This is a genomic window from Brevundimonas sp. SPF441, from assembly GCF_009661015.1.
GTDB classification, from domain to species: domain Bacteria; phylum Pseudomonadota; class Alphaproteobacteria; order Caulobacterales; family Caulobacteraceae; genus Brevundimonas; species Brevundimonas vesicularis.
The window spans coordinates 1-24,788 of record NZ_WJWX01000022.1 but is presented as its reverse complement, the minus strand read 5'-3'; the positions used below and the strand labels follow the sequence as shown (position 1 = coordinate 24,788).

Annotated in this window: 24 protein-coding genes and 1 pseudogene; 9 read left to right on the top strand and 16 right to left on the bottom strand. The window is 66.4% G+C overall.

Annotation, left to right across the window (positions count from 1 at the left end; all coding sequences use genetic code 11):
• Positions 1-2 precede the first annotated feature (2 nt).
• Complete coding sequence (locus GGC30_RS12310) at positions 3-1,208, bottom strand: saccharopine dehydrogenase family protein (RefSeq protein ID WP_153924582.1); 1,206 nt, start codon at positions 1,206-1,208, stop codon at positions 3-5.
• Positions 1,209-1,522: 314 nt separating this feature from the next.
• On the opposite strand from GGC30_RS12310, the gene ffh reads away from it, so the two are divergent.
• From ffh to GGC30_RS12285, 5 genes are all read left to right on the top strand, one after another.
• Complete coding sequence (gene ffh, locus GGC30_RS12305) at positions 1,523-3,061, top strand: signal recognition particle protein (RefSeq protein WP_153924579.1); 1,539 nt, start codon at positions 1,523-1,525, stop codon at positions 3,059-3,061.
• 24 nt (positions 3,062-3,085) lie between these two features.
• Positions 3,086-3,637 carry a 30S ribosomal protein S16 gene (gene rpsP / locus GGC30_RS12300; RefSeq protein ID WP_153924574.1) on the top strand — a complete coding sequence of 184 codons (552 nt, stop codon included), beginning with the start codon at positions 3,086-3,088 and terminating at the stop codon, positions 3,635-3,637.
• 69 nt (positions 3,638-3,706) lie between these two features.
• On the top strand, positions 3,707-4,234 hold the full coding sequence (gene rimM, locus GGC30_RS12295) for a ribosome maturation factor RimM (RefSeq protein ID WP_137720281.1): 528 nt from the start codon (positions 3,707-3,709) through the stop codon (positions 4,232-4,234).
• A gap of 83 nt (positions 4,235-4,317) precedes the next feature.
• Positions 4,318-5,034, top strand: a complete 717-nt coding sequence (locus GGC30_RS12290; RefSeq protein WP_153924571.1) for a glutathione S-transferase N-terminal domain-containing protein — start codon at positions 4,318-4,320, stop codon at positions 5,032-5,034.
• A gap of 56 nt (positions 5,035-5,090) precedes the next feature.
• Positions 5,091-5,486 carry a DUF3597 family protein gene (locus GGC30_RS12285; protein ID WP_039245841.1) on the top strand — a complete coding sequence of 132 codons (396 nt, stop codon included), beginning with the start codon at positions 5,091-5,093 and terminating at the stop codon, positions 5,484-5,486.
• Positions 5,487-5,500: 14 nt separating this feature from the next.
• Here the strand turns inward: GGC30_RS12285 and GGC30_RS12280 are convergent, their stop codons facing one another.
• From GGC30_RS12280 to GGC30_RS12245, 8 genes are all read right to left on the bottom strand, one after another.
• Positions 5,501-6,685, bottom strand: coding sequence for a benzoate/H(+) symporter BenE family transporter (locus GGC30_RS12280; protein ID WP_228763734.1), 1,185 nt, complete (start codon positions 6,683-6,685; stop codon positions 5,501-5,503).
• A gap of 57 nt (positions 6,686-6,742) precedes the next feature.
• Positions 6,743-7,540: an enoyl-ACP reductase gene (locus GGC30_RS12275; protein ID WP_194943595.1), complete on the bottom strand. Its 798-nt coding sequence runs from the start codon at positions 7,538-7,540 to the stop codon at positions 6,743-6,745.
• A 101-nt stretch (positions 7,541-7,641) separates the two neighbouring features.
• Positions 7,642-8,520: a UTP--glucose-1-phosphate uridylyltransferase GalU gene (gene galU / locus GGC30_RS12270; protein WP_153924562.1), complete on the bottom strand. Its 879-nt coding sequence runs from the start codon at positions 8,518-8,520 to the stop codon at positions 7,642-7,644.
• A gap of 83 nt (positions 8,521-8,603) precedes the next feature.
• Positions 8,604-9,671, bottom strand: coding sequence for a substrate-binding domain-containing protein (locus tag GGC30_RS12265; RefSeq protein ID WP_153924560.1), 1,068 nt, complete (start codon positions 9,669-9,671; stop codon positions 8,604-8,606).
• Between the two features lie 91 nt (positions 9,672-9,762).
• Positions 9,763-10,575 carry a phosphonate ABC transporter, permease protein PhnE gene (gene phnE / locus GGC30_RS12260; RefSeq protein WP_045809538.1) on the bottom strand — a complete coding sequence of 271 codons (813 nt, stop codon included), beginning with the start codon at positions 10,573-10,575 and terminating at the stop codon, positions 9,763-9,765.
• Positions 10,572-11,588, bottom strand: a complete 1,017-nt coding sequence (gene phnD / locus GGC30_RS12255; protein ID WP_153924555.1) for a phosphate/phosphite/phosphonate ABC transporter substrate-binding protein — start codon at positions 11,586-11,588, stop codon at positions 10,572-10,574. The genes phnE and phnD overlap by 4 nt, the downstream gene beginning before the upstream one ends.
• The gene (gene phnC, locus GGC30_RS12250) at positions 11,585-12,394 is read right to left on the bottom strand and encodes a phosphonate ABC transporter ATP-binding protein (RefSeq protein ID WP_055808912.1); all 810 of its coding nucleotides are present in this window, start codon (positions 12,392-12,394) and stop codon (positions 11,585-11,587) included. Before phnC ends, phnD begins: the two co-directional genes overlap by 4 nt.
• A gap of 106 nt (positions 12,395-12,500) precedes the next feature.
• Complete coding sequence (locus tag GGC30_RS12245) at positions 12,501-13,730, bottom strand: DUF2254 domain-containing protein (protein ID WP_153924552.1); 1,230 nt, start codon at positions 13,728-13,730, stop codon at positions 12,501-12,503.
• 229 nt (positions 13,731-13,959) lie between these two features.
• Between GGC30_RS12245 and GGC30_RS12240 the strand changes: the two genes are divergently transcribed.
• Together GGC30_RS12240 and GGC30_RS12235 are read left to right on the top strand one after the other, a co-directional pair.
• Positions 13,960-15,225, top strand: a complete 1,266-nt coding sequence (locus GGC30_RS12240) for a type III PLP-dependent enzyme (RefSeq protein ID WP_039245976.1) — start codon at positions 13,960-13,962, stop codon at positions 15,223-15,225.
• Between the two features lie 214 nt (positions 15,226-15,439).
• Positions 15,440-16,495, top strand: coding sequence for a deoxyhypusine synthase (locus tag GGC30_RS12235; protein WP_153924549.1), 1,056 nt, complete (start codon positions 15,440-15,442; stop codon positions 16,493-16,495).
• A 61-nt stretch (positions 16,496-16,556) separates the two neighbouring features.
• Here the strand turns inward: GGC30_RS12235 and GGC30_RS12230 are convergent, their stop codons facing one another.
• The 5 genes from GGC30_RS12230 to GGC30_RS12210 form a co-directional block, all read right to left on the bottom strand.
• The gene (locus GGC30_RS12230; RefSeq protein ID WP_153924546.1) at positions 16,557-17,690 is read right to left on the bottom strand and encodes a GTP-binding protein; all 1,134 of its coding nucleotides are present in this window, start codon (positions 17,688-17,690) and stop codon (positions 16,557-16,559) included.
• Positions 17,691-17,731: 41 nt separating this feature from the next.
• A complete protein-coding gene (locus GGC30_RS12225) occupies positions 17,732-17,956 on the bottom strand; it encodes an alkylphosphonate utilization protein (protein ID WP_055754537.1) in 225 nt (74 codons plus the stop codon).
• Positions 17,957-18,106: 150 nt separating this feature from the next.
• Positions 18,107-20,146 (bottom strand): NAD(+) synthase, encoded by a 2,040-nt coding sequence (locus GGC30_RS12220; RefSeq protein WP_153924543.1) that lies wholly within the window; start codon positions 20,144-20,146, stop codon positions 18,107-18,109.
• An 88-nt stretch (positions 20,147-20,234) separates the two neighbouring features.
• Entirely contained in the window at positions 20,235-21,002 is a 768-nt protein-coding gene (gene map / locus GGC30_RS12215) for a type I methionyl aminopeptidase (protein WP_153924540.1), read from the bottom strand.
• Positions 20,999-21,211: a ParD-like family protein gene (locus GGC30_RS12210; RefSeq protein WP_091751087.1), complete on the bottom strand. Its 213-nt coding sequence runs from the start codon at positions 21,209-21,211 to the stop codon at positions 20,999-21,001. The genes map and GGC30_RS12210 overlap by 4 nt, the downstream gene beginning before the upstream one ends.
• Before the next feature lie 124 nt (positions 21,212-21,335).
• Here GGC30_RS12210 and GGC30_RS12205 point away from each other — a divergent pair, with 124 nt between their 5' ends.
• Positions 21,336-22,457, top strand: coding sequence for an aromatic ring-hydroxylating dioxygenase subunit alpha (locus GGC30_RS12205; RefSeq protein ID WP_153924537.1), 1,122 nt, complete (start codon positions 21,336-21,338; stop codon positions 22,455-22,457).
• Positions 22,458-22,502: 45 nt separating this feature from the next.
• On the opposite strand, the gene GGC30_RS12200 is transcribed toward GGC30_RS12205, so the two are convergent.
• The gene (locus GGC30_RS12200; RefSeq protein WP_153924534.1) at positions 22,503-23,519 is read right to left on the bottom strand and encodes an adenosine kinase; all 1,017 of its coding nucleotides are present in this window, start codon (positions 23,517-23,519) and stop codon (positions 22,503-22,505) included.
• 92 nt (positions 23,520-23,611) lie between these two features.
• Here GGC30_RS12200 and GGC30_RS12195 point away from each other — a divergent pair, with 92 nt between their 5' ends.
• The gene (locus GGC30_RS12195) at positions 23,612-24,484 is read left to right on the top strand and encodes a RimK family alpha-L-glutamate ligase (protein WP_153924531.1); all 873 of its coding nucleotides are present in this window, start codon (positions 23,612-23,614) and stop codon (positions 24,482-24,484) included.
• A gap of 39 nt (positions 24,485-24,523) precedes the next feature.
• Here the strand turns inward: GGC30_RS12195 and GGC30_RS16305 are convergent.
• Positions 24,524-24,788, bottom strand: a pseudogene (locus tag GGC30_RS16305) (chemotaxis protein); the annotation flags it as partial.

Here is a 24,788-nt window from a genome sequence, read left to right as displayed (position 1 = left end):
GATCAGAAGTCCAGAGGGGCGTCCAGGTCCTGAACCTTCCACGGCAGGCCGTGCTTGTTCAGCATGTCCATGAAGGGATCGGGGTCCAGCTGCTCCATGTTGAACACGCCGTCGCCCTTCCACTGGCCGGTCACCATCAGGGCTGCGCCGATCATGGCCGGCACGCCGGTGGTGTAGCTGACGGCCTGGTTGCCGGTCTCGGCATAGGCCTCTTCGTGGTCGCAGATGTTGTTGACGTAGACCGTCTTCTTGACCCCGTCCCTTAGGCCGGTGGCGATGACGCCGATGTTGGTCTTGCCCTTGGTGATCGGACCCAGCGAGGCCGGCTCGGGCAGCAGGGCCTTCAGGAACTCGATCGGAATGATCTCGCGGCCCTGGAACGACATCGGCTCGATCGAGGTCATGCCGATGTTTTCCAGCACTTCGAGGTGCTTCAGATAGCTGTCGCCGAAGGTCATCCAGAAGCGGATGCGCTTGATCTCGGGATAGAATTTCGCCAGCGATTCCAGCTCCTCATGGTACATGAGGTACATGTTCTTCTGACCCACGCCCTCGAAGTCGAAGGTCTGTTTGTGGCTCAGCGCCGGGCCTTCGACCCACTGGCCGTTCTCCCAGTGACGCGAGTTCGCGGTCACTTCACGCAGGTTGATCTCGGGGTTGAAGTTGGTCGCGAACGGCAGGCCGGTGTCGCCGCCGTTGCAGTCCAGGATGTCCAGCGTCTCGATGGAATCCAGCAGGTGCTTCTTGATGTAGGTGGTGAAGACCGAGGTCACGCCGGGATCGAAGCCCGAACCCAGCAGCGCCATCAGGCCGGCGTCCTTGAAACGGTCCTGATAGGCCCACTGCCACTTGTATTCGAACTTGGCCTCGTCGCGCGGCTCGTAGTTGGCGGTGTCCAGATAGTCGACGCCGGCGGCCAGGCAGGCGTCCATGATCGACAGGTCCTGATAGGGCAGGGCCAGGTTCACGACCAGTTCGGGCTGCACCTTCTGGATCAGCGCCGTGGTCGCCGCCACGTCGTCGGCGTCGATGGCCGCCGTGTCGATGTCGACGCCGAAGCGCGATTTCACGGACTGGGCGATCGCATCGCACTTGGACTTGGTGCGGCTCGCCAGGGTGATATGCGAGAAGATGTCCGCGTTCATCGCCATCTTGTGGACGGCCACCGAACTGACGCCGCCCGCGCCGATAACCAGCACCTTGCTCATCTGTGCTTCTCCCGAAGTCTGAAACCCTGGCGACAGCGCCGCCCCTATAAAGGGCGCGGCTCTTAGCACGATGATGACAATCCGCTAAATCCCTGCGTCGATATTGGCTCTTATAGCGTGACCGGATCGCTCCGGTTGCCTTTGTAAGGTTTTTCCGCCATAAGCCGCCGCTTCCGACGCAAGTGAACCTGCGTCTCCACCGGGACGACCCTCATTTCGATGAGACGAGCCCGGCGAGAACCCTCCGCCGACGTGATCGTCGCCGGGGGCCGTTGTCGTATGGAGCCGTTTCACCCGTCGCTATGAGGTAGTGAATGTTCGAGGCTCTGAACGAGCGGCTGACAGGCGTCTTTGACCGGATCACCGGGCGCGGCGCCCTGTCCGAAAAGGATGTCGCCGAGGCGATGCGCGAAGTGCGCGTGGCCTTGCTCGAGGCCGACGTCGCCCTTCCGGTCGTCAAGGAATTCATCGCCTTCGCCACCGAGCGCGCGACCGGCGAAGAGGTCATCCGTTCGGTCAAGCCGGCCGATCAGGTGGTCAAGATCGTCTATGACGGCCTGATCGAGATGCTGGGCGGCGAAGAGCCGGTCCCGCTGAACACCAACGCCAATCCGCCCGCCGTGGTGCTGATGGCCGGCCTTCAGGGCTCGGGCAAGACCACGACCTCGGCCAAGCTGGCGCTGCGCCTGACCAAGTTCGATCGAAAGAAGGTCATGATGGCCTCGCTGGACACGCGCCGTCCGGCCGCGATGGAACAGCTGGCCACCCTGGGCAAGCAGATCGAGGTCGCCACCCTGCCGATCGTGGCGGGCGAGAGCGCGGTCCAGATCACGCGCCGGGCGCTGCAATCGGCCAAGCTTCAGGGTTTCGACGTCCTGATCCTCGACACCGCCGGCCGCATCACCCTGGACGAAGGGCTGATGAACGAGGTGGCCGAGGTCGCCGACATCGCCAAGCCCGTCGAGACCCTGCTGGTCGCCGACAGCCTGACCGGCCAGGACGCCGTTCGCACCGCCAAGGCCTTCCACGAGCGCCTGCCCCTGACCGGCCTGGTCTTGACCCGCGCCGACGGCGACGGTCGTGGCGGCGCCATGCTGTCGATGCGGGCCGTCACCGGCCTGCCGATCAAATATCTGGGCGCCGGCGAAAAGGTCGATGCGCTGGACGTGTTCGACGCCCGCCGCGTCGCCGGCCGCATTCTGGGTCAGGGCGATATCGTCGCCCTGGTCGAAAAGGCCAGCCAGGATCTGGACCAGGCCAAGGCCGAGAAGATGGCCCGCAAACTGGCCAAGGGTCAGTTCGATCTGGATGATCTGGCCGGCCAGCTTCAGCAGATGAAGCGGATGGGCGGGCTTCAGGGCATCATGGGCATGCTGCCCGGCGTGGCCAAGATGAAGGGTCAGATGGCCGAGAGCGGCATCGACGACCGCATGATCCTGCGTCAGGAAGCGATCATCTCCTCGATGACCAAGGCCGAGCGCAAGAAGCCCGACCTGCTGAACGCCTCGCGCAAGAAGCGCATCGCCGCCGGCGCCGGCGTCGATGTGCAGGACGTGAATCGGGTTCTGAAACAGCACCGCCAGATGGCCGACGTGGTTAAGTCGATGGCGCGCGGCGGACCCAAGAAGATGCAGCAGATGGCCGCCATGCTGGGCGGCCTTGGCGGCGGCGGCATGCCCGGAATGGGCGGCGGCGGCCCCGACATGGCCCGCCTCAAGGCGTTGGGCGGCGGCAAGATGGCCGAACCCTCCGCCGACGATCTGAAAGCCATCCAGGACCGGCTCGCCGGACTGGGCGGCGGACAACTTCCGGGAGGTCTTCCTGGCCTGCCGGGCTTCCCTCCCAAGAAATAACGACTTCCTAGAAAGAGACCTGAAATGCTGAAGATTCGTCTGGCCCGCGGCGGCGCCAAGAAGCGCCCCTACTACCACATCGTCATCGCCGACTCGCACTCGCCGCGCGACGGCAAGTTCATCGAGAAGGTCGGCAGCTACAACCCGATGCTGCCCAAGGACGGCGCCCAACCGCGCGTCGCCCTGAAGGTCGAGCGCATCGCCGAGTGGCTCGGCAAGGGCGCTCAGCCGACCGACCGCGTCGCCCGCTTCCTGTCGCAGGACGAGACCTTGGGCCAGAAGGTCAAGTGGACGCAGTCGAACAACCCGAACAAGGGCGCTCCGGGCAAGAAGGCGCAAGAGCGCGCCGCCGAACGCGCCCAGCGCGAAGCCGACCGCCTGGAAGCCGAAGCCGCCGCCAAGGTCGAGGCTGCTGAAGCCGCCGCCCGCGCCAAGGAAGAGGCCGCCGCCGCCGCCGAAGCCGCCAAGAACGCTCCCGCTACTGAAGAAGCGCCTGCCGAGGAAGCTCCGGCCGCTGACGCCGCCGCCGAGGAAGCCCCGGCTGCTGAAGCGACCGAGGAAAAGGCCGAAGGCTAAGCCTTTTGGTTTGACGATGATCAGGGCGGCGTCTTTCGACGCCGCCTTTTTCATGGGTTAAGAACACGCATGACCACGGACAGCAGATTGATCCTCGTCGGCCAGGTCGGCGGCGGCTTCGGCGTGCGGGGCGAGGTGCGGGTGACCGCCTTCACCGCCGATCCCCTGGCCCTGACCGCCTATGGCCCTCTGCTGCGCGCCGATGGGACCGTGGCCCTGACCCTGACCTCGACGCGGCCCGACAAGAACGGCGTCGTCGGCCGGGCCAAGGAGATCACGACCAAGGAACAGGCGGACGCCCTGCGCGGCCTTAAGCTGCACGTCCCCCGCGACCGGTTCCCCGAGCCGGACGAGGACGAATTCTACCTCGCCGACCTCTTGGGCGTTCAGGTCCGCGACACGGCGGGCGCCGTCATGGGCACGGTGAAATCGGTTCAGAACTTCGGCGCCGACGACATGCTGGAGATCGCGCCCGCTGCCGGCGGCCCGACCTGGTATCTGCCCTTCACTAAGGAAGCGACGCCGGAACTGCACCTGGCCGACGGCTGGCTTATGGCCGTGCCGCCGACCGAGGTGGGCGAGCGCGAGCCGGACTAGCACTTCGTCACCGCTCCCGTCGGTGTTGCGGATCGCCCGGACGGCGCCGACATAGGCCTATCGCAATAGCCGAGGCCGCACCCATGACCGACCTGTCCGCCATCCCGATCACGCAACGCTGGCCGGCCCAGCATCCCGATCGCATCCAGCTGTATTCCCTGCCGACGCCCAACGGCGTGAAGGTCTCGATCATGCTGGAGGAGGTCGGCTTGGCCTATGAGCCGCACCTGATCGACATCACCAAGAGCGAGACCTGGGGGCCGGAGTTTCTGTCTCTGAACCCCAACGGCAAGATCCCCGCCATCCTCGATCCGAACGGCCCGGGCGGCCAGCCGCTGGCCCTGTTCGAATCCGGCGCCATCCTGATCTATCTGGCGGAAAAGACCGGCAAACTGCTCTCGGCCGACCCGGCGACCCGCTACGAGACGATCCAGTGGGTCATGTTCCAGATGGGCGCGATCGGCCCGATGTTCGGCCAGCTGGGCTTCTTCCACCGCTTCGCCGGCAAGGACTACGAGGACAAGCGCCCGCGCGACCGCTACGTCGCCGAAAGCCGCCGCCTGCTCGGCGTGCTGGAGACGCGGCTTGCCAATGACGGGGGAGAACCCCGCGACTGGCTTGTCGGCGACTATTCCATCGCCGATGTCGCCACCCTGGGCTGGGTCCGCAACCTGATCGGCTTCTACGAAGCGGGCGAGATCGTCGGCTTCGCCGACTTCCCGCGCGTCGCCGCCTGGCTGGAGCGCGGCCTGGCCCGCCCCGCGGTCCAGCGCGGCCTCAACATCCCGGCGCGCGACTGATCTGAACCTCGCCCCGTCGGTCGCGTTGTCTGCTCACACCAACAGGAGCGCGACCGATGGGCATCTTCTCTTCGATCTGGAACAAGATCACGGGCCACAAGCCGAAGGCGGCCCCCGTTCCGCCGCCGGCCTCGACGGCTGGAATCCCGGCGCCCAACGCCGCACCAGCCCCGACCGCCGCGCCGGCCTTGCCGCCCGTCGATGTCGAGGCGGTGCTCAGCGATCTGGCGGCGTCCAAGGGTGGCGGCGGCAACTGGCGCACCTCGATCGTCGATCTGCTGAAGCTGCTGGACCTGGATTCCAGCTTGGCCGCCCGAAAGGAGTTGGCCGAGGAACTGAATGTCCACGCCGGCGAGCACGGCTCGGCCGAACAGAACATCGCCCTGTCCAAGGCGGTCTGGAAGAAGCTGGCCGAAAACGGCGGTCAGGTCCCGGCCTCGCTGCGCGACTAGCCCCCCCAGCTGGATCAGGCCGGCGGTCTGATCCAGCGCATCGCGGCCAGCGCCGCAAACCCTACCACGAGGCCCCAGAAGGCCGATCCGACGCCGAACAGGGTCAGGCCTGACGCCGTCGCCGCAAATGTCAGCACCGCCGCTTCGCGCGATCCGACCTCCGTTATCATTGTCTGGAGCGCGCCCGTCAGCGGCGCGATCAGCGCCAGCCCTGTTACTGCCGCGAGCACGGCTGGCGGCATGGCGATGAACAGCCCGGCCAGCGTCGCGGCGAACAGAGCCACGACCAGATAAAGACCGCCGTGGATCACGCCCACGATCCAGCGCTTGGCGACGTCGGGGTGCGCGTCCGGCCCGGTGCAGATCGCTGCCGTGATCGCCGCCAGATTGACCCCATGCCCGCCGAACGGCGCGATCAGCAGGCTGGCGACGCCGGTCGACAGGATCAGTCGGTTGGCGGGCGGCGGATAGCCGGCGCTCTGCAGGACCACCAGCCCGGGCAGGTTCTGCGCCGCCAGCGTCACCAGAAACAACGGAAAGCCCAGGCTGACCGCCGCCTTCCAATCGAAGACAGGCGCGACCGGCTCCAGATGGCCGAACAGGCCGGTCCCGGCGGGCAGGGCCAACTGCCCCCGCATCGCCAACACCGCAAAAGCCGCCGCCAGCACGGCGGGCAAGGCCCAGGTCGGCCACAGACGCCTAAAGATCAGAAACACCGCGATCAGCCCTACGACCAAGGCCGTCTCGTCCGGCACGACCTTGAACAGTCTCAGTACGAAGGGCAGCAGCACCCCCGCCAGCATGGCCGAGGCGATGGCCGCCGGGATACGCGCCGCCAGCCGGCCCAGAACCGGGATCAGGCCGGTCATGATCATCAGCAGGGCGGCGAAGACGAAGGCGCCGATCGCCGTCGGCCAGGACAAACCCAGCGTCGAGGCCGCCAGCAGGGCCGCCCCCGGCGTGGACCAGGCCAGAACGACGGGGATTTTCAGCCGCCAGCTCAGCAAGGCGCCCGGCGCCCCGATGCCCAGGCACAGGGCCGTCACCATTGACCCGATCTGGCCCGCGTCCGCGCCCACGGCCTGGCCGGCCTGAACGACCAAGGCGACCGTCCCGCCAAACCCGATCACCGTCGCCACGGCGGCGGACGACAAGGCCGAGGCGGGCAGGGTGCGCATGGAAAAGGCCGGAGCAGTCATGCCCCGGCCTTAAACCGTCGCTTCAGGTGGCGGAAGGCTGGGATCAGCCCTCCTTGATCAGCCCTCGGTGTCTTCCGGCAGGCCCACGGCATGGAAGCCGGCATCGACGTGGACGACTTCGCCCGTGGTCGAACGGCCCAGGTCCGAACACAGCCACAGGGCCGCGCCCGCGACGCCCTCCATCGAGGTCTCTTCCTTGATCAGGGAGAACTGCGCCGACTTGGAGTGCAGGCCGCGCCCGCCCGAGATGCCGGCCAGCGACAGGGTGCGCATGGCCCCGGCCGAGATGGCGTTGACGCGGATGTTTTTGGGACCCAGGTCGCGCGCGATATAGCGGGTCGCGGCTTCCAGCGCGGCCTTCGCCACGCCCATGGTGTTGTAGTTCGGAATGACCCGCTCGGACCCCAGATAGGTCAGGGTAATCAGGCTGCCGCCGTTCGGCATCAGCTTGGCGGCGCGCTTGGACACGTCCACGAAGCTGAAGGCCGAGATGTTCATGGCCAGCAGGAAGCTGTCGCGCGTGGTGTTGTCCACGAAGCTGCCCTTCAACTCATCCTTGTTGGCGAAGGCCACCGAATGGACGACGAAGTCGATCGTGCCGAAGGTCTTTTCCAGTTCGGCGAAGGCCGCATCCATCGAGGCGTCGTCAGTGACGTCGGCCGGGATCAGCAGCTTGGCGCCGACGCTTTCGGCCAGGGGACGTACCCGGCGCTCCAGGCTCTCGCCCAGATAGGTGAAGGCCAACTCGGCGCCCTGGGCGGCCAGCTGCGAGGCGATGCCCCAGGCGATGGAGCTGGAGTTGGCCACGCCCATGATCAGGCCCTTCTTGCCCTTCATGAGGTCGCCGGTCGGCATGTTCCAGCCTTCGGAAGTCGCCATGGTTCGTCTCCTGATGATTTGCGCGGAGGGTTAGCAGGGGCGGGCGTAAACCGGAACCCCCGCCGCCTTCCCTTGCGTTACAGCAGGCCCGCGATCGCCTGGCGCGCCGCGTCGCCCAGGTCGGGGCGTTTCAGGGCCAGGGCGACGTTGGCGCGCAACAGGCCGATCTTGTCGCCGCAGTCGTGGGTGACGCCCGCGTATTCGACGGCGGTGAAGCTCTGGTCCGCCATCAGTCGCGCCATGGCGTCGGTCAGCTGGATTTCGCCGCCCGCGCCCTTTTCCTGCGTCGCCAACAGGTCGAAGATTTCCGGCTGCAGGATGTAACGGCCCGAGATCGACAGGTTGGACGGCGCCGTGCCCTTGGCGGGTTTTTCGACCATGCCCTTCATGACGATGCGCGAACCGTCGCGGCTGACCGGATCGACGATGCCGTATTTGTGCGTCTGATCTTCCGGGACGGATTCCACGCCGATGATGTTGCCGCCGGTTTCGGCATAGACCTCGGCCAACTGCTTCAGGGCGCCGGGCTGAGAATCCACGATGACGTCGGGCAGGATGACGGCGAACGGCTCGTGGCCGATGATGTCGCGCGCGCACCAGACGGCGTGCCCCAGGCCCTTGGGCTGCATCTGGCGGGTGAAGCTCATCTCCCCGGCCGAGGCCAGTTCGGCGTTCATCATCTCCAGGATGTCGGTCTTGCCCTTGGCCAGAAGTTGGGCTTCCAGCTCGATCTGGTGATCGAAATAGTCCTCGATGGCGCCCTTGGAGCGGCCGGTGACGAAGACGATGTGCTCGATCCCGGCTTCGCGCGCTTCTTCGACGATGTAGGACAGGATCGGCCGGTCGACGACGTTCAGCAGTTCCTTGGGAGTCGTCTTGGTGCCGGGCAGGACCCGGGTGCCGAGGCCCGCGACGGGCAGTACGGCCTTGCGCAGGCGCGCGGGCGTGGTGGTCATCAAATCATCCTGACAGCTATCCCGCCCCTTCTACCCGGTGCGGACCGGCGAAAGAAGGGGCGGAACGGCGGTCGGGTTCCCCCTTACTTGGCGGGGCGTGCCATCGGCGTCATGGCGGCGATGGTCGCGCGCTGGGCCAGCAGTTGGTCTTCCGGCAGCGGGATCAGGCCGCGGTCGGCCAGATAGCCGCCCTTGGCGGCGGCGCCTTCCGACAGGAACTCCTGCACGAACTGCTGCAGGCCCGGAATGACGCCGATATGGGCCTTCTTCACATAGATGTAGAGGCTGCGCGACAGCGGGTATTCACCGCTGGCGATGGTGTCAGCGGTCGGGGCCACGCCGTCGATGGTCTCGGCCTTCACCGTGTCCAAGTTCTGTTCCAGGAACGAATAGCCGAACACCCCCAGCGAACCCGGCGTGCGGGTCAGGGTCTGGACGATGGCGTTGTCGTTCTCGCCGGAATCGATCCAGGAGCCGTCCTCGCGCAGGGTGTGGGCGATGCCTTCAAACCGGTCCTTGTCGCCTTCGATCGCCTTGACCGCCGGCACCAGCTTGGCGCCCGGCGTCATGCCCAGCTCCAGGAAGGCGTCGCGCGTGCCCGAGGTGGGCGGCGGGCCATAGACCTGGATGCGCTGGTTCGGCAGGCCGGCGTTGACCTGGTTCCAGGTCTTGGCCGGATTGGCGACGAACTGACCGTCAGCGCCCGGCACTTCCTTGGCCAGGCCTTCGTAGAGGTCATTCAGTTCGAAGTTGAAGCCGTTGCCGTTACGGGCCGTGGCGATGACGATGCCGTCGAAGCCGATCTTGATCTCAACGATGTCGGTGACGCCGTTCTTGGCGCACAGGTCGAACTCGGACTGCTTCATCTGACGCGAGGCGTTGGCGATGTCCGGGGTGGTCGGGCCGACGCCCTGGCAGAAGGCTTGAATGCCGCCGCCGGTGCCCAGCGATTCGACACGCGGGGCCGCGCCGCCCGAACCGCGCGCGAAGGTCTCGGCGACCCGCGTGGCGAAGGGGAAGACGGTCGACGAACCGGCCGCCCAGATGCCGGAGCGCGCGCCGGAGGCGGAGCCGCCCCCGCCGTTGTCGCCACAGGCCGCCAGGGCCAGAAGGGCGGCGGCCGAAGCCGCTAGTTTCAGTGTGCGGATCATCCAAGGCTCTCCCTGAGCATCGATTTCGCGATGCTTAGAGCAGAGGATTATGACAGTCCCGAGAATGGGCCCGCGAAAGGGACCGCCGTCGCTACAGCAGGCGGCGGCGCATCACCTGCGACAGGGTGTCGATCAGGGTCACGGCAACCACGACGACGATGACGATGGCCGAGACGGCGCGGAAATCGAAGGCGTTCATGCTGTCGAACAGCACCTGGCCGATGCCGCCCGCGCCGATCAGACCCAGCACGGTCGCGGACCGGCTGTTGGATTCGAAACGGTACAGGGCGAACGAAGTCCACAGCGGCGCGACCTGAGGCAGGACGCCCCAGACGATCTCGTGCAGTTTGCCGGCGCCGGTGGCGCGCACGCCCTCGACCGGACCCTTGTCGATCGACTCGACCGCTTCCGAGAACAGCTTGGCCAGAACCCCGGCCGTATTCAGGGTGATGGCCAGGACGCCCGCCAGAGGCCCCAGGCCCACGGCGGTGACGAACAGCAGGCCGATCACCAGATCCGGCACCGAACGCAGCAGGTTCATGATCCAGCGCACCGGCGTCACGACCCAGACGGGCGCGATGTTGCGCGCCGCCGCCAGACCCAGCGGAATACCCAGGATCACGGCCAGGAAGGTGCCCCATAGGGCGATCTGCACCGTCTCCCACATCTTGGCGACGAACATCTTCCAGTCGCTGAAGTCGGGACGCAGCAGGTCGTGGACGAACAGCTGGGTGCTGTCGTTGCCGGCGAACAGACGCGAGATGTTGCCCAGATCGACGGCGTCGATGCTGTACAGCAGGACAGCGGCGACGCCGCCCCAGACCAGGACGTCGGCGACCCAGGCGAGGGCGGACTTCTTGGGCGCCGCCGGAATCGCGACGGCGGGAGACGCGACTGCGGTCAAGGCCGGACCTCACGCAGGCTGCGCAGGCGTTGAAGCTCGCGCTCGGCGGCGGCGGCGGCGGCCGTATCGCCCTTGGCGCGGGCCTCGCCCAGTTTCTGGTCGGCGATCATTTCGCGGATCGGGTCCAGATAGCTGTCGTCGGCGGCGGTGAAGCGGGAATATTCCAGGTCCGCCAGAACCTTGCGCTGCCGCTCGGCCTCGGCGCCTTCGCCCTGGCCATAGGTCAGGAAGAAGCTGCGGATCTTTTCCTTCAGCGCAGGATCCAGGTCCTCGCGCACGACGATGCCGCTCTCGGGGATCGGCGGCGAGGTCCAGATTTCCTCGATCTGGCCGGCCAGCTGCGGGTTCTCCTTGCGCATGAAGATGGTGTTCACGCTGTTGGAGGTCGCCACGTCGATCACGCCGGTCGCCACGCCGAAGGCGTTGGCCTGGTGGTTCGCCGAGCGCACGGTCTTGAAGCACTGGCTGGGGACCACGCCGCGCGCATTGAACAGGAAGGTCAGCGGGGCCAGGGTGCCCGACGTCGACTGGGCGTCGCCGATGCCGAAGTTGTACTTCTTGCCGCACGCCATGACCTGATCCAGCGTGATGCCCGATCCCTTCTTGACGATCAGGGTCGACTGATAGCTGTCCAGACCCTCGCGGTTGACGGTGCGGGCGATGACTTCGGCCTTGGCGCGATCGATGGCCTCGACCTCAGGCTTGGCCGAGAACCAGCCCACCTGGGTGTGGTTGCCGCGCATGGCCTCGACCAGGACGGTGTAGTTCGAACCGAAATAGGGCTTCACCGGCACGCCGATGGCCTTGGACATGTCGTCCAGCAGCGGCTGCCACAGCGGGCCGGCCGAGGCTTGGCCTTCGGCGGACAGGATCGAGAAAGTGATCTCGCTGGGCGCGCCGCCCGCAGCCTTCTTGTCCTCGCCGCCGCCGCAGGCCGCCAGGCCCAGGATCATGACGGCGGCGCCGGCCGCAGCGATTAGACGGCGGGTGGGGGAAATGCGCGACAGGCTCATGCCTTGGTCTCCCAGAACGCGTCCTCGAACTCGGGACCGTAGATTTCTATCAGGCGCTTTTGGTCCAGCGCCGTGGACGGGCCGTCATAGACGATCTTGCCGCCTTGCAGGGCGATGACGCGGTCGCAGTAGCGGATGGCGTAGTCGACCTGGTGCAGGGTGACGATCACCCCCATGCCGTCGCGCTTGTTCAACTCGACCAGCAATTCCATGACCTTGCGGGCGGACACCGGGTCTAGCGAGGCGACGGGTTCGTCGGCCAGAATGGCCTTTGCGCCCTGCACGATGGCGCGGGCGATGGCGCCGCGCTGCTGTTGGCCGCCGGACAGGGTGTTGGCGCGCTGGGCGGCGTAGTCGCTGACGCCGACGCGGTGCAGGGCCGCCATGGCCTTGTCCTTGTCCGCCTGGGGCCACAGGCCCAGCAGGCCCTTCCATCCGGGCAGACGGCCCAGCGCGCCCAGCATGACGTTGGAGAACAGGCTCAGTCGCCCGACCAGATTGAACTGCTGGAAGATCATGCCCAGCTTGCCGCGCGCCTTGCGCACGGCGCCGGTGACCCGGCCGTCCTTCTGCACGGTCTCGCCGAACACCTGGATCGTGCCGGCGCCGGCGTCGATCGACTGCAGACCGGTGATGGAGCGGAGCAGGGTGGACTTGCCCGAACCGGACGGACCGATCAAGGCGACCATTTCGCCGGAGGCCACGGAAATCGAGACGCCGTCCAGCGCCTTTCGCGATCCGAAGGTCTTCGACACGTCACGCGCCAGGACAAGCCCAGGGGCGGCGGCGGCTGCGGATGAACTCATGAACTCGCTAGGAGGCTATGGCGAAGGGGCGCCGCAATAAGCTGAAATCGCGCTCGGGCAAGTCCTAATCGCACGTCGGGCGCAATCTCGTCCAGACCCGAGCCGTTCAGGAGCCTTCTGCCGCACCCTTCACCCGGACGTAGTCCGCTGGAATCGGCAAGGCGGCGCGCGATCGCTCCAGCGCCTGATCGGCCATTGTCCGGACCGGTGCGGCCAGACAAGGGATCGAGGCCAGCGCCCTCAAGCCTTTTTGCAGTCTGATGGCGACCGCAACGTCGCCGGCCCCGTAACGGGTGATCGGGCCGAACAGATCGTCGAGCAGATCGTCTTCGGAGACGCCCGGCATCATCAGGCGATCGCGCAGGGTCCGCTTCTCGTCTTCCTCGCGCTCGCGGGCCCAGATGTCCATCAGCCTCACGCCGGTCGACACCACCTGAATGGCCGTTCCGGGATCGTTGATACCAGGCGACAGAGCCTTGGCGGCGATCTCGCCCAGAACGATCAGGCCGAAGCGAGGGTCTTGATCATAGGAGCGCGAGTCTCCGATCGCGAAGGCGGAGCAGAAGGCGTCCTGGGCCTCTTTGTCGCAGGCCGGCAGGCTGACCCGGGCGAGGACCTCCCCGCGTCGCACGAAGGCGCCCGGCGCAGCGACCACCTCGACATGGCAATCCCGCTTTTCGGCCATGGCCTGCAGGCGATCGGGATCGACGTTCTGGACATAGCCTGTTTCCGGCGCCGTCACGTCCGCGCCGTTTTGCAGATGGCCCCCGCGCCCGCCCAGAAACGGATTGTCGCGCCGCTGTTCCAGCGCCTCGCACGCCCGGGCCTCGACCAGATCGATCATGTGACCGACCCGCGCCAGGCTGGACAGGCGGTTGATCCAGGCTAGGAGGCGAAACGCCACCAGACCCACCATGGCCAGGCTGATCAGGAACAGGATCGCCCGGCCGTTCTGGCCGTAATAATGGGCGTTGATCGCGGTGACGGCGACGATGGCGTAGAGAAAGGCGCCGACGAAGGTCGCCAGCGACTTCTGGGTCTCGTCATCGCTGGTGACCAGGGCCGCGACACGCGGACTGGCCGCCGACGACACGGACGTATAGGCCGTGACCATCGCGCCGACCGAAAAGGTCGCCACGCCCAGCAGGCTGGACGCCAGAATCGTCAGGATCGATTCCACAGACTCGCCGCCCAGGCGCTCGGCCATCTCCTGCGGCACCCATGGGGCCAGGGCGGCGGCCAGCAAGGCTGCGGCAACGCCCGCGATCGCATAGGCTGTGGCGCGCACCCACAACTGACGCCGCATCTTGCGCCAAAAAAACAGCCATCGATTCATCAAACCCTCCGAGCATCGCAACGGCGCAGAACGGTCAAGGTTGCCGTCGGATCGTGTCGTGGAGGGCGCAGGCCGGATTTGTGACAGCCAAACCTAGGCTCCGCCACGAAAAAACCTCTTTACATGACAGTCGCGCGTCCCCATATCGCGCTCTCCGGCGGACCCCGTAGGTCCTGTCTGCGCCGCTAACGCCGGTCTGGGTTTAACAATTAGCAGGGGGTTACGTGAATTGCGCACGTATCAGCTTCCCCTGGACCTGGTCCGTGAGCGGTCCCCTGAACGTCCCGTCGCCCTCGTGCGGCCGCGTTCGGTTTCCGTAGCGGCGCGCTGGTTCCAGGATAATCTAAAGGCCGACGTCTTCTACGCTGTGAAGGCCAACCCTTCGCGCTGGGTCGTCGAAACCCTGATCGAGGCCGGCGTTCGCGGCTTCGACGTGGCGTCCATCGCCGAGATCGAGCTGGTGCGCTCGGTCAGCCATGACGTGCGCCTGGCCTTCATGCATCCGGTCAAGAGCCGGTCTGCGATCACTAAGGCCTACTTCGATCACGGCGTGCGCACCTTCTCGCTCGACTGCATCGACGAGCTGAACAAGATCCTCGACGCCACCGGCGGCGCGGACGACCTGAACCTGATCGTGCGCATGGCCGTCTCGGCCGACGGCGCCGCCTATACGCTGTCGGGCAAGTTCGGCGTGTCGTCGGATCAGGCGCCGGCCCTGCTGATGGCGACGCGCCAGGCGGTCAAGGACGGCCTGATGGGCGTCTCCTTCCACGTCGGCAGCCAGTGCATGCGCCCGACCGCCTATCAGGCCGCCATGGCCCAGGTCGGCCGGTCGATCAGCCGTGCGGGTGTGATCGTCGATATCGTCGATGTCGGCGGCGGCTTCCCGTCGGTCTATCCGGGCATGGTCCCGCCGGACATGAGCGAATACGCCGACGCCATCCATCGCGGCTTCAACGAAATGCCGGTGTCGGAAACGACCGAGCTGTGGTGCGAGCCTGGCCGGGCGCTGGTCGCCGAATCCTCGTCGATCCTGGCCCGTGTCGATCTGCGCAAGGGCGACGCCCTGTATCTGAACGACGGCTCCTACGGCTCGCTGTTCGACGCGACCCATTCGCGCTGGCCCTTCCCGACCAAGCTGGTGCGGGACGGCGAAAGCGCGGGCGAGCTGAAGGCGTTTCAGTTCTACGGCCCGACCTGCGATTCCATCGACCACATGCCGGGACCCTTCTGGCTGCCGGCCGATGTGCGCGAAGGCGACTTCATCGAGATCGGCATGCTGGGCGCTTACGGCGTGGCCATGTCGACGGGCTTCAACGGCTATGGCGAACACGACATCGCCGCGGTCGAGGACGCCCCGATGGCCTCGCTCTACGGTCTGGCTCCACGTTCCATCCCCACCGTGCGCACCACGGCGGAAGAGAACGCTCGCAAGGTCGTGCGCCTGTCACGCCCCAAGGGTAAGGCCGGTCAGCGCAAGTCGCGCCGGAAGTAGGACGCCCGCACCTGTAATCGTCATCCTCGGGCTCGACCCGAGGATCGGCCCCCTCTGCGTCTTCCTTGCGAGGAACGCGCGGCGGAACGTCCGACCCTCGGGTCAAGTCCGAGGGTGACGGCCGATGGTTGGGCGTCTATCGGTCCTGTCGGTCGCTCCGTCCCGGCACGTCTGCTTGTTCGACGGGCGCTCAAATCACAGGGAAACCGCCGAAATGAACGCTCCCGTTCAATCGAACACCAAGGCCCAACTGCTGCAGAATGTCGTCGAGCACGTCGACATCACGAGCTTCGACGCGCGCCCGATCATCGACTCGATGCGCAAGATGTCCTTCTCGTCACGCGACACCGCCCGCGCCGCCGACATCTTCTCGATGGCCATCGAGGACAAGGACTGCTCGCCCTGGCTGATCCTGGCCGGTTCGACCTCGGCCGGCGGCTGCATGCACGTGTACCGCGACATGGTGAAGTTCGGCATGGTCGACGCCGTGGTCGCCACCGGCGCCTCGATCGTGGACATGGATTTCTTTGAGGCCTTGGGCTTCAAACACTATCAGGCGGCTGGCGAGGTGGACGACAACGTCCTGCGCGACAACTACATCGACCGGATCTACGACACCTATATCGACGAGGAAGAACTCCAGGCCTGCGACCACACCATCCTGGAGATCGCCAATCGGCTGGAGCCGCGCGGCTATTCCAGCCGCGAGTTCATCTGGGAGATGGGCAAGTGGCTGAGCGAGGGTAATGCGAAAAAGCCCGGCTCGCTGATCCAGACCGCCTATGAAGAAGGCGTGCCGATCTTCTGCCCGGCCTTCGTCGACTCCTCGGCCGGCTTTGGTCTGGTGAAGCACCAGAAGGAACGGGCCGCCGCCGGCCAGCCCTATCTGATGCTGGACGCCATCGCTGACTTCCGCGAACTGACCGACATCAAGATCGCCGCCGGCGTTACTGGCCTGTTCATGGTCGGCGGCGGCGTGCCCAAGAACTTCGCCCAGGACACGGTCGTCTGCGCTGAAATCCTGGGTGTCGAGGCCGAGATGCACCGCTATGCGGTCCAGATCACCGTCGCCGACGTCCGCGACGGCGCCTGCTCGTCCTCGACGCTGAAGGAGGCGGCTTCGTGGGGCAAGGTCCAGACCACCCACGAACAGATGGTCTTCGCCGAGGCCACCACGGTCGTCCCCCTGATCGGCTCCGACGCCTACCACCGCGGAGCCTGGAAGGCTCGCGACAAGCGCCGCTGGAACAAGTTGTTCGAGAGGGGCTGAACAAAGAAAAAGGCCGGTGGATTGCTCCGCCGGCCTTTTGTCTGTCAGTTCACCTTTCAGATCAGGCGGCGCAGGCCTCAAAGCCGGCCTTCAGCGCGGCTTCGTCCAGATCGCGGCCGATGAAGACGGCGCGGCTCCAGCGGCGTTCGGCGGCGCCCCATTCGCGTTGCAGGTCGCCCTCAAGAATCATGTGCACGGCCTGGAAGACCAGGCGGCGGTTCTCGCCCTTCACGTCGATGATGCCCTTGGCGCGCAGGATGTTCTGACCCTGCTCGCCCAGCAACCGATCCAGCCAGGCGGTGAATTTCGCCCCGTCCAGCGGCCGATCCAGCGACAGAGAAATCCCCTTGATGTCGTCCTGATGGGCGTGGCCGCGCGCGCCATGGGAGTGCGCGCCGTGGGCGTGGTCGTGATGATCATGGTCATGCCCGTGGTCATGGTCATGGTGATGGTGGTCGTGGCCGCAATTCTCGTCGTGGACATGGCCGTCGGCGCCGTGGGGCGGGTTCACGAAGTCCGGCTTGACCTCCAGAATACGATCCAGGTCGAAGGCGTGAAGGCCCAGCACTTGGTCCAGCGGCACGTTCGAGCGTTCAGCGCGGACGATGGGCGCCAGCGGGTTCAGCGCCCGCAGCCGGGCCTCGACGGCGTCCAACTCCTCCGTCGTGGCCAGATCGACCTTGTTCAGGATGATGCGGTCAGCGAAGGCCACCTGCTCGCGCGCTTCCTTGGAGTCGTCCAGACGCGCCATGACGTGTTTGGCGTCGACCAGGGTCGTGACGCTGTCCAACTGCGTCTTGGCCTTGACGTCCTCGTCCACGAAGAAGGTCTGGGCCACCGGACCGGGGTCGGCCAGACCCGTCGTCTCTACGATGATGGCGTCGAAGGCGGGCTTGCCGGGACGTTGGCGCTTCATCAGGCCGGCGACCACACGGATCAGGTCGCCGCGCACGGTGCAGCAGACGCAACCGTTGTTCATTTCGAACACGTCTTCGTCGGCGCCGACCACCAGGTCATTGTCGATGCCGATTTCGCCGAACTCGTTGACGATGACGGCGTAACGCTTGCCGTGGTCCTCGGTCAGGATGCGGTTCAGCAGCGTCGTCTTGCCCGCGCCCAGATAGCCGGTCAGCACGGTGACGGGGATCTTGCCATTGGCGGGGGACGAGGCGGGGGCGGCGAGGGTGTCGGTCATAGGCCGCTAGATGGCGGCTGCATCGCGCGAAGGGAAGAGGGTCAGGCCTTCTTCACGAACTCGGTGCGCAGGACCAGGCCGCGCACCTTCTCCACATTGGCCTCGATCTCGTCCGTGTCGCCGGTCAGGCGGATGTTCTTGACCAGCGTCCCGCGCTTTAGCGTGACCCCGCCCGATCCCTTGACCTTCAGATCCTTGATCAGGGTCACGCTGTCGCCGTCAGCCAGGATGTTGCCGTTGGAATCTTTGGTCACATCGTCGGTCATGGCCAAGCTTCTAGTGCCGCGTCTCCTCCCCATGCAATGGGGACGGGGACCACGAAGTGGTGGAGGGGTTCTTCTACCCACACAGCCAAGAGCCCCTCCGTCTCTCCGCTACGCTTCGAGCCACCTCCCCGCAAAGCGGGGAGGAGACGATCAGTCCGGCACGTTCGCTTCCAGTTCGTCCAGCCACACCCGCGCATTGCCGTCCGACGGCGCGCGCCAGTCGCCGCGCGGCGACAGCGATCCGCCGGTGACCACCTTTGGCCCGTTCGGCAGGGCCGAACGCTTGAACTGGGCGGTCTGGAAGAAGCGGATCAGGAACTTCCTCAGCCACCCCTTGATCGTCGCTAGGTCGTATTCGACCTTCTCGTCTTCGGGCGTGTTCGCCGGCCATTCGCCCGCGCCTGCATCGCCCCAGGCCTGGTGCGCCAGGAAGGCGACCTTGGACGGCGTCATCCCGAACCGGCTGATGTAGAACAGGAAGAAGTCGTTCAGCGCATAGGGGCCGACGGTCCCTTCCGTCGACTGGATCACCCCGTCCTTGGCCGGCACCAGCTCGGGCGAAATCTCGGTGTTCAGAATGGCGTGCAGCGTGTCACGCGCGGCCGTGCCGATCAGGTCGCCCGCCGCCACCCAGCGGATCAGGTGCCGGATCAACGTCTTCGCCACTCCGCCGTTGACGTTGTAATGGCTCATATGGTCGCCGACGCCGTATGTGGCCCAACCCAGCGCCAGTTCCGACAGGTCCCCGGTCCCCAGCACGAAGGCCCTGTGCTGGTTCGCCAGCCGGAACAGATAGTCGGTCCGGAGGCCCGCCTGCACGTTCTCGAAGGTGATGTCGTGCACCGGCTGACCCTCGGCGTAGGGATGGCCGATGTCCTTGAACATCTGTTCGGCGGCGGGGCGGATGTCGATCTCTGCGCCCGTGACGCCCAACGCGGTCATCAGGGCCCAGGCGTTGGACTTGGTCCCGTCCGAGGTCGCGAACCCCGGCATGGTGAAGCCCAGGATATTGGTCCGCGGCAGATCCAGCCGGTCGAAGGCGCGACAGGCGACCAGCAGGGCCTGGGTCGAGTCCAGCCCGCCCGACACCCCGATCACCAGCGACTTGGCCCCCGTCGCCGTCATCCGGCGCATCAGCCCCTGAACCTGGATGTTGAACGCCTCGTAGCAGTCCTGATCCAGCCGCCCGGCGTCGTCCGGCACGAAGGGGAACCGGTCCAGCGGCCGGATCAGCTCGCTGGCCTCATGATCCTCGCGCGCCATGAAGGGCACGACCGTCGCCGGCTCGCCTTCGTTTCTCGCGCACTCGGCGAAGGTGCCGTTGCGCAACCGGTCCAGTCCGATCCGGTCCACGTCCACGTCTGCGATCGTCAGATGGCTGTCCAGGGCGAACCGCTCGCCTTCGGTCAACTTGGACCCCAGTTCGTGGATCGTCGCCTGCCCGTCCCAGGCCAGGTCAGTGGTGCTCTCGCCCCAGCCAGAGGCGGCGAAGACATAGGCCGACAGCGTCCGCGCCGAATGGCTGGCGCTCAGCATCGCCCGCTCGTCCGCCTTGCCGATGACGATGTTTGACGCCGACAGGTTCAACAGGATCCGCGCGCCCGCCAGCGCCGCCCGCGTCGAGGGCGGCAGCGGCGCCCAATAGTCCTCGCAGATCTCGACCGAGAAGACGAAGCCCGGCCGGTTCACCGCCTCGAACAACAGGCCCGGCGCGAAGTCCACCGTCTCGCCGTTCAGCTTGATCGCGTCCTCGGCGCGCGCCGTCGCCGGCGCGAACCAGCGTTTCTCATAGTATTCGCGGTAGTTGGGCAGATAGGTCTTGGGCACAACGCCCAAAACCTCGCCGGACCCGATCACCACCGCGCAATTATACAGGGCGTCGCCGTTGCGGATCGGCGCCCCGACCACCGCCACGACGTCCGCCTCGGCCGTCGCCTCCGCGACCACGGCGATCTGCCGCTCGACCTCGTCCAGCAGCGCCGCCTGCATATGCAGATCGTCGATGGCGTAGGCCGACAGCGACAGCTCGGGGAACACCATCAGGTCCAGGCCCTGCTCGCCCGCCTGACGGATCAGCGCGACGTGCTCTTGCCCGTTCGCCCTGGGGTCGCCCACGTGGCTGACCGGCGTCGCCGCCGCTACGCGCACGAAGCCGTGGGTCTTGGGAGAATGGAACAGAGCATCAGCCATCGGATCGTCCGCATCACCCGGCCCGCGCCGGTCGTCGGCTTTCATATAGGCGCGAATGATGAAGGGACGGAAACTCTCCTTCGCGCGCCTATGCGCCCCGCTTCTCGTCCGGTCTCAGGGTCAGGACCCGCACACCGTCCTTTGTCACAGCCACCGTATGTTCGAACTGGGCCGACAGTTTTCCGTCGGAGGTGACCACGGTCCAGCCGTCGTCCTCGGTCAGGACCGTGCGCACGCCCTGGTTCAGCATCGGTTCGATGGTGAAGGTCATGCCTTCGCGCAGGGTCGCGCCGGTCCCGGCCTTGCCGAAATGCAGCACCTGCGGCTCTTCATGCATCTCGCGCCCGATGCCGTGCCCGCAATAGTCGCGCACCACCGAATAGCCGGCCTGCTTGGCGTGTTTTTCGATGGCGAAACCGATGTCGCCCAGTTTCGCGCCCGGGCGCACCGCCTGAATGCCCTTCCACATCGCCTCATAGGTGGTGCGGGCCAGCCGTCGGGCCTGCGGTCTTACCGAGCCGATGAGATAGGTCTTGGAGGAATCTGCGATGAAGCCGTCCTTCTCCAGCGTGATGTCCAGATTGACGATGTCGCCGCTCTTCAGGATGTCGTTCGCCGAGGGCACGCCGTGGCAGACGACTTGGTTGATCGAGCTGTTCAGCACGAAGCCATAGCCGTACTGACCCTTGCTGGCCGGCCGCGCCTTCAGCTCGTCGACGATGAAGGCCTCGACCCGTCGGTCGATTTCCAGCGTGCTCAACCCCTCCAGCGTCATCGCATTCAGATGGGTGAAGACCGAGGCCAGCAGTCGCCCCGCTTCGGCCATCAGCGCAATCTCGGCCGGCGTCTTGATCATGCGGCGGCGCCCGTCGGCACGGACGCATCGACGCCCGCCGCCCGCAACTCGCGCGCCACCAGTTCCTGGAACGTCACGCCGGGATGCATCTCACACAACATGCCGATCCTGATCCAGAACGCCGCCTGAGCGTTAATCGACCGATAGGACGCCTTCGCAGCGCGCCGCAGCTGCTCGTGCAGTTCGTCCTCGATATTGACGATGCCCACCTGCTAGCTCCCGACCAAATGAAACAGATATGTTTCGTATATCATATCGATAGGACGACAAGCCATATTGTTGAGGCCGGCTGGGATGATGGCCTAGCCTGTCAGCCGCTGTTAAACAGCGCAGATGACCGTCGCTCCTGTGCCACCGCCCCAAGCCGAATCTGCCCCGTCCAAGGCGGGCGCGCAGCCGTTCGGCAAGGGGTTCGTCACCGACGCCTGGTATTTCGTCGCCCTGGGCCGCGACGTCGCCCCGGCCAGCCTGAAACGCTACGAGATCATGGGCGAGCCGGTGCTGATCGGCCGCACCCGCGCAGGCCAAGTCTATGCGATGCGCGACATCTGTCCCCACCGCGCCGCGCCCCTGTCGGCCGGCAAGCTGGTCGAAAAGCCCGGCGAGGGCGAGACGGTCGAATGCCCCTATCACGGCTGGCGTTTCCGGCCCGACGGCGTCTGCGCCGCCATTCCTTCGCTGGTCGAGGATCAGGCGTTCGAGGCGAACCGCATCCGCGTGCGGTCCTATCCGGTGCGCGAGAGCCAAGGGATCGTCTTCGTTTGGATGGCGTCGGACGCCCGCAATCCGATGGAGCCGGACCACGAGCCGCCTGTCTTCCCCGGCGTAGTCGGCGGCGAGGCCAAGCTGGTCGAGGCGATGGATTTCGACAGCCATATCGACCACGCCGTCGTCGGCCTGATGGACCCCGCCCACGGCCCCTACGTCCACCAGCAATGGTGGTGGCGGTCCGAACATTCGATGCACGAAAAGTCCAAGGCCTTCGCCCCGACCGCGTTCGGCTGGGCCATGGTGCGCCATGCGCCCTCGTCGAACAGCCGTCTCTACAAGATCCTGGGCGGCGCGCCCGCGACTGAGATCACCTTCCGCCTGCCGGGCTTCCGCTGGGAGCACATTCAGGTGGGCGAAAAACAGGTCCTGGCCCTGACCTGCCTGACGCCAATCACCGACACGAAGACGCGGATCACCCAGATCTTCTGGTCCGACCACTGGGTGTTCGGCTTGGCCAAGCCCTTCTTGCGGATGGGGGTCGTCGCCTTCCTGAAACAGGACGGCGGCATGGTGAACCTGCAGAACGAAGGCCTGCGCTACGACCCCGCCCTGATCTGGATCGACGACGCCGACAAACAGGCCAAATGGTATCAGCAGCTGAAGCGCGAATGGGCCAAGAGCCGCGCCGAGGATCGGCAGTTCGTCAATCCGATCCAGCCTGTGACGCTGAGGTGGAAAAGCTGAAGACGAACGTCTCCTCCCCATCAAGATGGGGAGGAGACTGTATCGTTAGAGCTTCAGCCCGGTCTCTTTGGCCAAATCGCCCAGCTTCACCATCGGGCGCGGGCCCCAGTGGGCGATGACTTCGGAGGCTGCCAGCGAGCCCAGCTTGCCGGCCTCTTCCAGCGTCAGGCCGCGCGCGAGGCCCAGCAGGAAGCCGGCGGCGTACTGGTCGCCGGCGCCGGTGGTGTCGATCACCTTGGCGACCGGATAGGCGGCGACGACGACGCGCTCGTCGCCCTTGATCACGACCGAGCCGTGCTCGCCGCGCGTGATCGCGGCGATCTCGACGATGGCGGCCAGTTGCGCGGCGGCGGCGTCGAAGTCTTCGGTCTCGAACAGGGCGCCCAGTTCGGCCTCATTGGCCAGGACGATGTCGGCGGACTGGGTGATGAAATCCAGCAGCTCGGCGCGCCAGCGGGCGACGACGAAGGTGTCCGACAGGGTGATGGCCACCTTGCGGCCCGCCTTGTGCGCGGCGGCGGCGGCGCGTTCGAAGGCAGCGCGGGCGGGCGCGGGGTCGAACAGATAGCCTTCCAGATAGACGATCTCGCTGGCGCCGATCAGGGCCTCGTCGATGTCGTCGGCATACAGCTGGTTTGCGGCGCCTAGGAAGGTCGCCATGGTTCGCGCCCCGTCCGACAGGACGTTGATCAGGCAACGGCCGGTGCCGAAGCCCTGATCCGCCCCGCCCGTCAGGACAGGGGTGTCGAAGTGAACGCCCGCCGCGCGGATGTCGTGGGTGAAGACCTGGCCCAGCGTATCGTCGGCGACCTTGCCGATATAGGCCGCGCGACCGCCGAACGAGCCGACGCCCGCCACGGTATTGCCGGCCGACCCGCCCGAAGCCTCCACGCCCGGCGCCATGGCGTCATACAGGGCGGCGCTGCGTTCGGCGTCGACCAGCTGCATGGAGTTGGGCGCCAGGTCCTGGGCCGTCAGGAAGGCGGCGTCGCAGGGGCTGAGGACGTCGACGATGGCGTTGCCGACGGCGCAGACGTCATATTGGGCGGTGTTCTGGGTCATGGTCGCGCCTTAGCCGGTCAACGCCCGCACGTCACCCGAAATCATATAAGGAAGCCCTTATATGCTCCGCGTCGCTTCGGTATGAGGACCGCATGACCCAGATCGCCGTGCTGACTCCCGACCCCGCCGACAAGACCTATGTTGGCCGCTGGCCCGGGGTGCTGGAACGGTTCAAGGCGACGCTGGAAAGCACGGGCGCGACGGTCACGGCCACGCCTTGGACCAATCATGTCGAGGACGCGTCGGGCCTTAAGGCCTATGACCTGATCCTGCCGGTAATCGCCTGGGGCTATCACCGCGATCATGGGCGCTGGCTGAAGGCTTGCGCGACGTGGAGCGCGGCTAGCCTGGCGGTCGCCAATCCGGCCGAGGTGCTGCGCTGGAACTCCGACAAGACCTATCTGGCGCGGCTGGCGGACAAGGGCGTGCCGATCCCGCCGACGCGCTGGACCGACGGCGCGACCCAGGAACAGGTGGACGCCGCCTTCGCAGAGACCGGCGCGCCAGTGCTGATCGTGAAGCCGACCGTCTCGGCCGGGGCGTTTCGCACCCTGCGCCTGATGCCAGGCGAGGTGTTGAGCGATGCGCCCGAGGGCGCGGCGATGATCCAACCCTATCTGAAGTCGATCGAAACCCAGGGCGAGACCTCGCTGCTGTTCTTCGGCGGCCGATTCAGCCATGCGGTCAACAAACGGCCGGCAGCCGGCGACTTCCGCATCCAGGTCCAGTTCGGCGGCCTGTATACGGCCGTGACGCCGGACGCGGCGGCGATGGCCTTGGCTGAGCAGGTGCTGGCCGCCATCGACGAACCGCTGCTCTATGCCCGCATCGACATGGCCCGCGACGACGCCGGCCGATGGGTGCTGATGGAGGCCGAACTGATCGAACCGGACTTCTACCTGGACCACGACCCCGCGAACGGCGCCGGCTTCGCCGAGGCCGTCAAGGCGCGGCTGGAGGCCTAGGCCGCCTGGCGCTGAATCGCGGCCAACCGAGCCTGGAGCTCAGAACTCTTCCCAGTCCGATTGAATAGCGGCCGCAGCCGCCCGCCCACCGCCGCCGGCCGCCATACGCGCGCGCGCGGGGGCGGCGTGGGCGCGGGCGAAGCTCTCGACCCGGGCCTTCATCTGCTGGATAGGAGTCTTGTGGATCGGCGACGGGGCCGCCGCGACCTGGCTGGTCTCGAAGCGGCCGACCAGTTCGGCCAGTTCGGCGGCTTCGCGGCTCAGGCTCAGGCTGGCGGCGGTCGACTGCTCGACCATGGCCGCG